This is a genomic window from Corynebacterium sp. HMSC071F07 (assembly GCF_001810285.1).
GTDB classification, from domain to species: domain Bacteria; phylum Actinomycetota; class Actinomycetes; order Mycobacteriales; family Mycobacteriaceae; genus Corynebacterium; species Corynebacterium simulans.
On sequence record NZ_KV800706.1, the window covers coordinates 1 to 11,133 of the forward strand.

At 60.6% G+C, this 11,133-nt stretch carries 10 protein-coding genes; 6 read left to right on the top strand and 4 right to left on the bottom strand.

Annotated elements, in window-relative coordinates; all coding sequences use genetic code 11:
- The coding region (locus tag HMPREF2724_RS04990) for a transposase (protein WP_141744803.1) at window positions 1–597 on the top strand (597 nt) is incomplete at its 5' end.
- 542 nt (window positions 598–1,139) lie between these two features.
- Here the strand turns inward: HMPREF2724_RS04990 and HMPREF2724_RS04995 are convergent.
- From HMPREF2724_RS04995 to HMPREF2724_RS05005, 3 genes are read right to left on the bottom strand one after another with little or no spacing between them, the layout of a single operon-like run.
- A complete protein-coding gene (locus HMPREF2724_RS04995; protein WP_070587471.1) occupies window positions 1,140–1,961 on the bottom strand; it encodes an ABC transporter permease in 822 nt (273 codons plus the stop codon).
- Window positions 1,954–2,715, bottom strand: a complete 762-nt coding sequence (locus HMPREF2724_RS05000; protein WP_014303357.1) for an ABC transporter permease — start codon at window positions 2,713–2,715, stop codon at window positions 1,954–1,956. Before HMPREF2724_RS05000 ends, HMPREF2724_RS04995 begins: the two co-directional genes overlap by 8 nt.
- On the bottom strand, window positions 2,712–3,776 hold the full coding sequence (locus tag HMPREF2724_RS05005; RefSeq protein ID WP_014303358.1) for an ATP-binding cassette domain-containing protein: 1,065 nt from the start codon (window positions 3,774–3,776) through the stop codon (window positions 2,712–2,714). The genes HMPREF2724_RS05000 and HMPREF2724_RS05005 overlap by 4 nt, the downstream gene beginning before the upstream one ends.
- Before the next feature lie 411 nt (window positions 3,777–4,187).
- Between HMPREF2724_RS05005 and HMPREF2724_RS05010 the strand changes: the two genes are divergently transcribed.
- From HMPREF2724_RS05010 to HMPREF2724_RS05030, 5 genes are all read left to right on the top strand, one after another.
- A complete protein-coding gene (locus tag HMPREF2724_RS05010; protein WP_014303359.1) occupies window positions 4,188–4,817 on the top strand; it encodes a sugar O-acetyltransferase in 630 nt (209 codons plus the stop codon).
- 7 nt (window positions 4,818–4,824) lie between these two features.
- A complete protein-coding gene (locus HMPREF2724_RS05015) occupies window positions 4,825–6,042 on the top strand; it encodes a glycosyltransferase (RefSeq protein WP_023018094.1) in 1,218 nt (405 codons plus the stop codon).
- Complete coding sequence (locus tag HMPREF2724_RS05020; RefSeq protein WP_023018093.1) at window positions 6,039–6,824, top strand: thioesterase II family protein; 786 nt, start codon at window positions 6,039–6,041, stop codon at window positions 6,822–6,824. Before HMPREF2724_RS05015 ends, HMPREF2724_RS05020 begins: the two co-directional genes overlap by 4 nt.
- Before the next feature lie 93 nt (window positions 6,825–6,917).
- Window positions 6,918–8,618 (top strand): ABC transporter ATP-binding protein, encoded by a 1,701-nt coding sequence (locus tag HMPREF2724_RS05025; protein ID WP_232751658.1) that lies wholly within the window; start codon window positions 6,918–6,920, stop codon window positions 8,616–8,618.
- A complete protein-coding gene (locus HMPREF2724_RS05030; protein ID WP_070455853.1) occupies window positions 8,618–10,342 on the top strand; it encodes an ABC transporter ATP-binding protein in 1,725 nt (574 codons plus the stop codon). Before HMPREF2724_RS05025 ends, HMPREF2724_RS05030 begins: the two co-directional genes overlap by 1 nt.
- Window positions 10,343–10,345: 3 nt before the next feature.
- Here the strand turns inward: HMPREF2724_RS05030 and HMPREF2724_RS05035 are convergent.
- On the bottom strand, window positions 10,346–11,133 hold a 788-nt coding region (locus HMPREF2724_RS05035), incomplete at its 5' end, for an ATP-binding cassette domain-containing protein (protein WP_141748338.1).

Sequence of the window (11,133 nt, forward strand, 5' to 3'; positions counted from 1 at the left end):
CAGGTGTCCACCACATGGGGGTCAGGTCCCATCGATGCCATGCTTGCTGCCATCCACGAACAGACCGTATCCATTGCCGGCGCAGAATACGCCGAACTTGGCGTAGCAATGTCCGCCACAGATGCACTAACCAAACTCGAGCATCGTAAAGAAATCGAAGCGCAGGTACTCAAGCTGATTCAGGACATTCCGCAGACCGAGATTCTTTTATCCATGCCTGGTATCGGCCCGCGTAGCGCAGCGCAGATCCTCATGACTGTTGGCGATATGTCCGACTTCCCCGATGCAGCGCACCTAGCATCCTATGCAGGGCTATCACCGCGGACGAATCAGTCAGGAACGTCTATCATGTCGAATTCGCCTAACCGGGCTGGCAACAAAAAATTAAAGAACGCCCTATGGCAATCGTCTTTTGCATCGATCAGATTCCACGAGCGTTCCCGGCAATTCTATGAACGAAAACGCAAAGAAGGCAAAAGACACAACGCCGCAGTCGTCGCACTCGCACGCCGGCACCTCAACGTTCTCTTCGCCATGATGCGAAACGGCGAGCTCTACCGAGACATCTCCACAGTCCAGGAGGCCGCAGCAGCCTAGAACCAACAGACCCTCCCCTCAAGCCGATTGCACAGCAAGCCCAATCGGCTCCTCACCATGCCCGAAAACAACATCCACAAGGAAAAGCAGAAACCCTTCACACCCCCCAACAAACTCACCCACGGAATTGACAAACTATATAGGAACACCTCCCTGGGCGATGGTGCAGGCGCGGAGAGCGCCGCTGTTGCCGATGCCGCGCCCAACACCGCGACGGTAGTAGAGTACCCGCTGCCGGTGCAGGAGTTTGCGGTGACCCGCTACGATTTGCCCGCCGGCACCACGGTTTCCACGCAGCTTCCCGGACCGGCCATCGCCCTGGCTACTTCTGGTGTGGTCACGGTAAACGACCTGGAGCTAGCCCCGGGCGAGGCCGCCTGGTTGCCGGTAACCGGCGGCGACACTACCCGCCTTAGCGCGGCCGCGGGTAAAGATTCGCAGCTCTTTATCGCGGCGGCGCGCCCTGCGCGGCAAGTAGCGCTACCGCGCCGCTGGGGACGCCGCCGCGCGACAAGTAGCACTGTCGCGCTAACCGGCGCTATTTACGACATGGTGGGGCGGCGGAACGCAGCTGCGGCGGCTAGCAGCACTACGGTGAGTGCTACCATCCAGGCCACGAAAGCCCAGACTGCGGTGCCGGGCTGGCCGGTGGCAAGGATTTCGGCGCTTGGCGTGCCGTCGATGGCGGCGCCGGCGCGGGCGGCGAAGGTAAGCGGATTCCACCGGGCGATGGGTTGAACCACACCAGCGAATTGCTCCACGGGCACGAGGCCGCCGTTAAGTGCCATGGCCGCCATGATGATGGGGGCCGGGCCAATGGCGGCCTCCGGGGTGGCGCACATCGCGCCCACCATGGCCGATAGCGAGGCGGCCACCACCGCGCCGAAGATGATGACTAACAGCACCCAGCCAAACCCGGCCAGCGTGTGAATACGCAGGCCAGAAGCCACGGAAGCCAGCAGCACCGCGCAGCCGGAGATAAGGCTGCGTAAGGAATCGAAACACCAGCGGCCGAAGATCTCCGGGCTGGTGCCGTAGCGCGTGGTCGCGATGCGGGTGGTGATACCGCGTTGGCGTTCCTTAATTATCTGCGCGGCGGCGGAGGTGCCATTCATCAGTTCGCTGGAAAGGATGAGCGCGATGGTAAGCGGTAACGCGTCGAGCGTGGCAGAGCCTTGCGAGGCCGCCATGAGGTCGCCAAACAGCCACCGCATGACCAGGAACATCAAAACGGGACCAGCCACGGTATTGGTAATTACCGCGCTATCGCGGCGGGCGGGGCGCAGGGGCCTTCCAAAATGCGTGGCGACAGTGGACAGCCAGGTGGTGTCGTGCGACACGGTGGCGGTGGTGTGGTTAGTCATGTTTCCTCCCCTGGAAAGCGGTGATAAAGCCCCATACGCCAACGACGGTCATGGCGATGAGCCAGCACAGTGCTTCGACTCCGCGCGCCCCCAGGGCAGCGCCACCTAGTAGGTTGCGGGCGGTGTCCAAGATGGGAGATAGCGGTACGTGCCGGATGATGGGGCCAATGCCGCCGGGCAGCGCATCCGCAGGCACGAATGCGGTGGAGAACATCACCATGACCAGCACGAGGTTTTGGAAGAGCAAGGACGCCGAGGTGGGCTTGGGGGCCAACAGGCAGGAGCCATCGATAAACGCGGAGAGGATGATGGTGAGGGCGGCGAAAAGGGCGATGGTAAGGATAATACGACCCGGTCCGGCAGCGTAGCGGGCACCGAGCAGGATCGTGGTGAGGACGACGATGCTGCACGACCACGCGGCGCGGGTGAGATCTGCCAGCAGCCGGCCGACGACCGTGGCCCAGGCGGGCGTCCCGGTGGCGCGGATGCGGTCGTGGATGCCGTTTTCGGCGTCACGCGTAATCGCCAAGGAGGAGCCCCCGGCGGCGAACACAATCGCCTGAATAACGCCGGCGGGCAGGAGGAAGGCGGCGTAATCGATGCCGAGTTCCGTCGAAGCCTTGGCGAAGGTGGCGTAAAAGATGACCATGAACAGGCTGGGTATTGCCACGGCGGAAACCATTACGGCCTTGTTGCGGACGGTGCGCAGGACATTGCGGTGCCACGAGGCAGCGACTGCTCCGAGCGCGTTCACTGGGAGCCTCCACCGGTGTGGGGAGCCTGCTGCGCGATGTCGCCGGACCCGGCGATAGCGAAGTAGACATCGTCCAAGGAGGGCGGAACCAAGGAGACGTCCGCGACCGAGGTGTCGTCGCCATCCCACAAGGCCAGCGCCCGGACTAGGGTGCGGTGGCCATCGGGCGCATCGACGCGCAATACGGTGTCCTCTTGGCGGCAGTCGATGCGGTGTTCTTGCAAGGTGTGGGTGAGGCGTGCGGCATCGTCCGGGCTAGACATCGTGATGAGGCACACCGTGGTGCCATAGCGGTCCTTGAGCTCGGCGGGGGTGCCTTCGTCGAGCACCTTGCCTCCGGCGAGCACGGCGACGCGGTCTGCGAGCTGGTCAGCTTCTTCCAGGTATTGGGTAGTAAGCAGGATCGAGGTGCCGTCGGCCGCCAGCCCGCGGACGGTATCCCACACGGAGCTGCGCGCGGCGGGGTCGAGGCCCGTGGTCGGCTCGTCGAGGAACAGCAGCGCGGGCGGGACAGTGAGGGAGGCGGCGATATCTAACCGCCGGCGCATGCCGCCCGAGTATGCCGAAACCAGGCGGTCGGCGGCGCCAACCAGATCGAAGCGCTCAAGAAGTTCCGCGGCGCGGGCCTTCGCATCGCTAGCTTTAAGCCCTGCCAGGCGGCCAAAGAAGATGAGGTTTTCCTTGCCGGTAAGCTCCTCATCCACTGCGGCGTATTGCCCGGTCAGCGCGATGGAAGCGCGCACCTTGGAAGGATCCGTGGCTAAGTTGTGGCCATCGATGATGGCGGTTCCGCCCGTGGCGGGCAGCAGCGTGGAAAGGACATTGACCAAGGTTGTCTTGCCGGCACCATTGGCGCCTAGGACGGCGAGGATGCCCCCGCGCGGAATGGCGAGGGTCACACCGCGCAGGATTTCCGTTCGCTTCTTGACTTTTCCCAGACTACATCGCAGATCTTGGACATCAAGCACCAGGTCGCGGCCTTTTGCGTGGGCGCTGGTTGAGGGGACTGCGGTGGCGCTGGGGTCACCGCTAGCGGTTGCCGTGGTGGGGTTTTCTTTCATGATTCATCCCTGGATATACGTCAACGGTCTATTAGACGGCGCACCGATTCTCCTACCGCAGAAGGAAAACCGATTATTGCCCGCGAACGATGGATTGTGGTCCACGGAGCAAGCGCCTGGGGTAGTGCCAACTAATCCTTAGAAAATGATGTATGTCTAGCGGCACCGGGTCGTGCACAGCGCCCCGCAGGAGAGGTCTGCACAGGTCGGCTGATCGGCGGCGACGCTGCAGGTTGCTGCAAAGTTGAGCATACCATAATTAGGCATGGCATGCTTGACAATTAAGTCGAAGGCCTGTAAGCTACCAAGTGTGAGCTAAGAATCTGGGTATTCCGACTAGTCAGGGTCAAACCGCGTGGCTGACCGTAATTCGTATTGTGGCTCGCGCCTCTCAAGCACAAAGGAGTATCCATGGATTCTCGAGAGCAAATCGAAGATAAGATTCTCTGCGGTCAGCCCTTCCGCCCTATTGAGGACCCGGATCTCTATTACGAGATGATGGAGGCGGCGGAGAAGTGTCACGATCTCAACCAGCTTCGTCCACTTCAAACAGCGGAGAAGCAGGCAGTGATGGCAGACCTGCTTGGTGAACTGGGGGAGCGCTTAATGGTTTTCCTGCCATTTCATGTCCAATATGGCTCGAAAATCAAGGTCGGAGATGGCGTGACCTTCAATCGAGGAACTACGGTACTTGATATGGCCCCGGTGACATTTGGCAATGAGGTCATGGTTGGTCCATGGTGTTCCTTCTTTGCTGGCAATCACGCCTTAGACCCCGTAGAGCGGCAATACATGGTGTGTACCGGGGGTGCGATCACCATACAAGACCATGTGTGGCTTGGTGGCAATTGCACGGTAACTGCGGGTGTCACGATTGGGCATGGTGCAGTAATTGGTGCTGGCAGTGTTGTGACAAGAGATATTCCGCCCATGGTACTCGCAGCCGGTAATCCGTGCCGAGTCATTCGTGATATTGGCCCGGAAGATAAGCTCATGGGGGAGTCTTGGGTTCCTGAGTGGCCTAGTTGGATTACGGATTGAGACGGCTGTGAAAGTTCTCGCGGTCGTCCTGGGTTCTGAGGGTGATATGCTGCCATTTGCGCACCTTGGTGTCGCACTTCGAGATCGTGGCCACCAGTTTGTTTTGGCTGGGTTTAGCGAATTCGGCGGGAGTTTTCGTGCAAACGGGGTGGACTACATCGAGTTACCCGGTGATTACCGGGCGTTAATGAAGCGCCTTTTGGGCGATAGTAAAGGCATGATGGACACTGTCTTAGGTATCCGTGAGATGATATCTGACGCCCACGTTTTCGATGTGTTAGAGCATGCCATGGATGGCGTTGACGTGGTCATGTACACCCAATTCAGTGAAGTTGCTCGGTTGTTAGGGGCTGCACGCGGAGTCCCCAGCGTTCGGGTGCAGGTTTTCCCTACCGAACCCTGCCTCCGTTACAGCCTCGTGGATCCGCGAAAACTGGACGGCTCTGTCGGAGCTCTGGTCACCCACTGGATGTCCAATACTCTGATGGCTTGGGCGATGCGCCCAGTGATAGCGGCATGGCGCCGTAGGTTGGGGCTGCGTCAGCGAGCGCTCTCCTCTCCACCAACCACGATCTACCAATTCAGTCCCGCGTTGAGTCCGCCGGCGCCGGAATGGAAAAACCACATTCACGTCACTGGCGAGTGGCTTGACCCGCACCACAGTGAACTCGCCCTAGACCCAGCAGTCGAGGAGTTTGTGGCTGCCGGCTCGGCCCCGGTTCTGGCAAGCTTTGGGAGTATGGTCTCAGATCGCGTTTATGACCTTCAACGATGGACTCGAGACGCGTGCATCGAGCATGGTCTGCGGGCGATAATCGTCGATCCCGATCATGAGCCTGGTGTGAGAGAAGGAATCCTCACCGTCGCCCGGGTCCCGTTCGCGACTGTGCTTCCGTGGTGCCGTGCAGGCATCTGCCACGGCTCACTGGGCACCACCGGGGCGATCCTGCGCGCCGGCAAGCCGTGCCTTGCGGTTGCATTCGGTGGTGACCAACACTTCCATGCCAACGCAGTTTGTCGAAACGGTGCCGGGCCGAACTATATTGACGCCCAGCGAGGCGAACTGAGTGCCCAGTCCCTGGCCGCCGGAATTGCCGATTTGGTAAGTGGAGCATACGACTCCGCAGCCCGCAGGATGCCCGAGTTGCTTGCCACAGACCCGGGTACCGTCGCAGCAGTAGAAATCGTGCTTAATCAGTCCGACCTAGCGAAAGGCGAAAAATGACAGAAATCAGCTGCGAGGGAGTCTTTCCGTTTGTGGCCGGACATCGCACTGGAACCCTCTTGTTTTGCTTCCATCACGCAGGAGGCAGCGCTTCCGTCTATCGTGGATGGGTGGGGGTCAACCCAAGCATTGACGTGGTGCCGGTGGAGCTTCCCGGAAAGGCAACCCGTCGCCGAGAGAAATGGGTAAGCGACTTTGACAAGCTCGCCGATATGTGCGCAACCGAGATAGTAGATCTGGCGGCGGGCGCGCCGATTGCGTTGTACGGCCACTCCATGGGGGCAGCGCTGGCCTACCAGGTTGCTGCCTGCCTGCAGCAGATGCATCGGCCCACTATACCGGAAGCCGTGGTGGTGGCCGCACGGCAGGCGCCCGGAGAAACCGTGCCTGGGGAATACCACTCGTCAATGGGGTTCGGTGCGCTGCGCAGGGAGTTTGAGAAGGTAGGTGGCACACCACCTGAGATCCTTGCCAATGATGATGTGATGAAGCTGCTGCTCGCTGACATTCGTCGCGATTATGTGTTACACGAGGGCTTTCACCATGCAACCACGGTGCTTCGCTCTCCTGTGCTGGCATTGGCGGGGGATAGCGACCCAGCTGTCAGCCCAGAGATGCTTTCCCGGTGGGAAAATTTTACCAGCGGTAGTTTTGAACTGAAGGTCCTGCCGGGTGGGCATTTCTTCCCGCTCGATACTGGAACCGAGTTCCTCGACCTGCTTGCCGGTTTTCTAGCGGGAATTACTGGGAACACTGCCTGGTTAGCGCGGAACAATGCGTGATTGTGACTGTTGAGTAAAGAGGCCCCGATGACCGAACAAAAACCACCCATTACATTTAGGCAAATATCTCAACCTGCCCACCGGCAGATCACGGTGTCGCTGCTATTGGCGGTGCTGGCGGCGGTTTTGTCGCTGGTGCCGGTAATCGTGCTGGTTGAGCTGGTGCGCACCGTAATGCTGTCCTTCCAGGGAGAGCCGATAGATGCGTCAAAGCTGTGGCTGCTAGTCGCGGCGCTCATGGTGGCCACCGTCCTACATGGACAGGCAACCGTGAAGAGCCTCCAGGTAAGCCACCAGGCCGACGGCCTTTTGGGCGAGCACTTACGCCAGCAGCAGATTACCAAGCTGGGTAGGCTCCCGCTGTCTTGGTTTACGCGGACACCGTCGGGGACTGTGAAAACCTACATCGAAGACGACGTCACCAAGATCCACCAGCTCATCGCCCACGCGCCGCACGATTATTCGGCCGGTGTACTCGTACCGCTATTGAGCCTGGGATACATGTTCGTGGTGGACTGGCGGATAGGCCTGCTGGGCCTGGTACCACTGCTGTTGGCAGTGGCCACCATGCCGTTTATGATGCGCGAGTTTCAAGAAAAGGCGGAGAAATTTAAGTCCAGCCAGAAGCAGCTAGACGCCGCCGTCGTAGAGTTGGTGCGCGGCATCCCGGTTATCAAGGTGTTTGTTCCGGAAGGCTACGACGAGAGCATTTTCCTTAGTCGTTCCCGGAGTTTTGGTGGGTTCTATCGCGAGTGGTTGCACGCCACCGTACACCCCACCGCTTTGATGAAGATCTTCACCTCCACCGGGTTTGGCCTGCTGGTGGTAGCCGCGGCCAGCCCGTGGCTCATCACGTCTGCGGGCGTACCAGTGGCCGATGTGCTGGCAGCGTTTTTGTTCATCAACAACATCGCCGCGCCTCTGCTTATGCTTTCGCGCACTAACATCATGTTTTCGGAGGCGAAGGCTGCCGCGGCGGATCTCACCGAGTTCTTCAACATCCCGGTATTGCCGCCCGCTGCTGGCGGCAGGGAGCCTGCAAACGCCGGAATTGAGTTGAAAGATTTAAGCTTCTCCTACGTGCCGGACACCCCGGTGCTTTCCGGCATTAACCAAAAACTTACCGCCGGCAGCATCACTGCGGTGGTGGGACCTTCCGGCTCGGGGAAGTCCACGTTAGCCGCGCTCATCCCCCGGCTATTAGACCCCACGGAGGGGTCGGTGCGCATTGGTGGCGTCCCTAGTACTGATCTCCGATCTGACCAGCTCTACCGTAGGGTAGGGTTCGTCTTCCAGGACCCTTACCTTATGCGGATGAGCGTGCGGGATAACATTCGCCTCGCTCACCCGGAGGCCACCGACGCAGACGTGGTTCGCGCCGCCCGCGCCGCCCAGATTCATGAGCGCATTACCCATCTGCCGCGCGGCTACGACTCGGTGGTGGGAGAGGACGCGCAGCTTTCCGGTGGCGAGCAGCAGCGGCTGGCTATTGCCCGGTCCATCTTGCTCGACGCGCCGATCCTCGTGTTGGATGAGGCCACCGCTTTTGCGGATCCGGACTCCGAGGCCGCGATCCAGCGGGCCATTACCGAGCTGGTGGCCGGGCGCACGCTAGTAGTTATCGCACACCGGCTCCACACGATCACCGGCGCTGACCGGATCCTCATGCTGGAAAACGGTGAGGTCACCGAAGCAGGCACTCACGAAGAGTTAGTGGCGGCAGGCAAGGGCTACGCCACGATGTGGGCACGCTACCAAACCGCGCAGGCGGGCATCCAAGGGGAGGAAAAATAATGATCCGCACGCTCTATTCACTGGGCAGTCCGGCTGATCGTCGCCGTCTGGTGCTGGTCCTTACGCTAATTGGGATTTCCGCGGTGGCGTTGGCCATTGGCCTTATCCTCATTGCACTGTTTTTGGACACGCTGTTTAGCGAAGATCCCGCGCAGGCCGCAGCATGGTTGCCCTGGATCATTATCTCCGTCCTCGTCTACGCCGCCGCAGACTGGCCCACTGAGGTTATTGCCCAGGACCTGGGGCATGATTACGTGCTGCGCATCCACCGGCTTATCGCCGATCGCACGGCACAGCTACCCCTGGGCTATTTTGAAGAAGATCGCGCCGGCCAGATCGGTGTTGTAGCCACCAGCGGTGCGCTGTTTGCCGCTAACGCGCCGGCAATGATGCTGCGGCCCATGCTGCACGGTGCTGCCTCGGCCGGTTTGGCTTGCGTGTTTCTCATCGCCGTGGACTGGCGGCTGGGGCTGGTTACCGTTGCAGTGGCTGCCGTGGTGTGGTTCGCCTATAACCGCCTAATGCGGCAGTACCGCGTGGCAGAGCGCCAGAAGGGCGAGCGCAACGAGCACGGCGCCGCGGAGGTGCTGGAGTTCGCCCAGGTGCAGCCGGTGCTGCGCATGGCTGGGCCGGATTCGCTGGGGGAGCGCGCCGTGCGCGCCTCGATTCGAGAGCAGCTTAGCGCCCAGCAGCACACCCAGAAGACAGGTGAGATGATCATGGGTCGTCTGGCTTTAATCATCATGGTCGGTACCGTGGTCATTGATGCCCTGGCCACCGTGCTACTTCTCAACCACTGGCTAGAAGCAGGCACCTACATTGGCGTCATTGTGTTGGTGTTCATCCTGGCTCGCGTTGCTATGTCGGGCATACCCTACGGCGAGGGCTTGGAATCCGCGCGCAATACCTTAGATGAGATCCAAAAGATCCTCGATGCGCGGGTGTTGCCGGAGCCTGCGGTTCCGGCGGCGCCACGCGACTATGGCATCGAGTTCGATGGGGTGGGCTTTGGCTACGAACCCAACACCCCAGTGGTCCGCGACGTGAGTTTCCGCGTGGCGCCCGGAACTACTACTGCGTTGGTGGGTCCCAGCGGCTGCGGCAAGAGCACCTTGCTAAAACTTGCGGCACGCTTCTATGACGTTGACCAGGGGACCATCCGTATCGGTGGTGTGGATATTCGCGATCTTGGCTCCCGGGCGGTGTTGGATTCGCTGGCTATGGTGTTCCAATACGTGTACCTCTTCGAGGACACACTGTATGAAAACATCCGCCTGGGCTGCCACAATGCAACGCGGGAGGAGGTGCTCCGCGCAGCGGAGTTGGCCGGTGTCACCGAGATTGCCCGGCAGCTGCCGCAGGGGTTTGACACCCTGATTAGCGAGGGCGGGCAGAATCTCTCCGGTGGTGAGCGTCAGCGTGTCTCCATCGCTCGTGCGCTACTGAAGGACGCGCGGATCGTGCTGCTTGATGAGGCGACTAGCTCTCTAGACGTGCAGAATGAGCACCTTGTGATGCGCGGTATGAAAACGCTTTCTGCCGAGCGCACCACCGTCGTCATTGCGCACCGGCTGCACACCATCCGCGACGCGGACCAGATTGTGATGATGAGTCCCTCCGGCACCGTGGAGTCTATCGGCAACCACGAGGAACTCATGGAGAGTTCCCCACGCTACCGCAGCTTCTGGGGTGAAAAGAGCGACGCCACCAGCTGGAAGCTGTAGGGACTAGCTGTCGCGGCCGCGTAGATACCGCACCGTGCGCGCCAGTGCGAGATCATCGCACGGTTCGCAGGCGGTAAGGCGGCCTTTTTCCACGCGCAGGAGAAGATCGCAGCACCGCGCCACCAGCTCCATGTCATGGGTTACTACCAAAACGGTCTTGCCCTGCCGGGCTAGGGCGTCTAGCAGGTGGGCCACCCGGTGCATGCGGCACAGGTCCAGCCCGCTGGTGGGTTCATCGAAGACGATTACCTCGCGCTCACTTAGGACTGCTGAGGCGATGGCCACGCGCTGGCGTTCGCCGCCCGAAAGCGACATCGGGTGCCGGGCCCGCTTGTCCGCGAGATCAAGTGCACCAAGCACCTCGGTAAGGCGCGCTTCGTTTTTCCCATCCGGTCCACTGGTGCCGATGATTACGTCGGACTCCACGCTCTCCCCGAAAAGCTGGTGGTTTACGTCCTGCATTACTAAATAGGACTGGCGCAGGCGCTGCCGGGGACCCGAGAGCGAGCGGTTATTGATGTCCACCACGCCGGTGGCCTTAGATTCCAGGCCAGTCAGAACGCGCACAAAGGTAGATTTTCCGGCCCCGTTGCGTCCTACCACGCCGATGACTTGCCCTTGCGGCAACTCCGTGTGGCTGATGCTCAGGGATGGCTCTGTAGCCTTGGGGTAGGTGAACTGTAGCTTTTTGAGCACCATCGTGCCACTTGAAGGGCGTGGCTCGCGGGTCACCTCGGGGACCTGCTGCGCTGAGCGCAAGCCCATGCGGTACAGTTCGGCCTTGTCTAGGG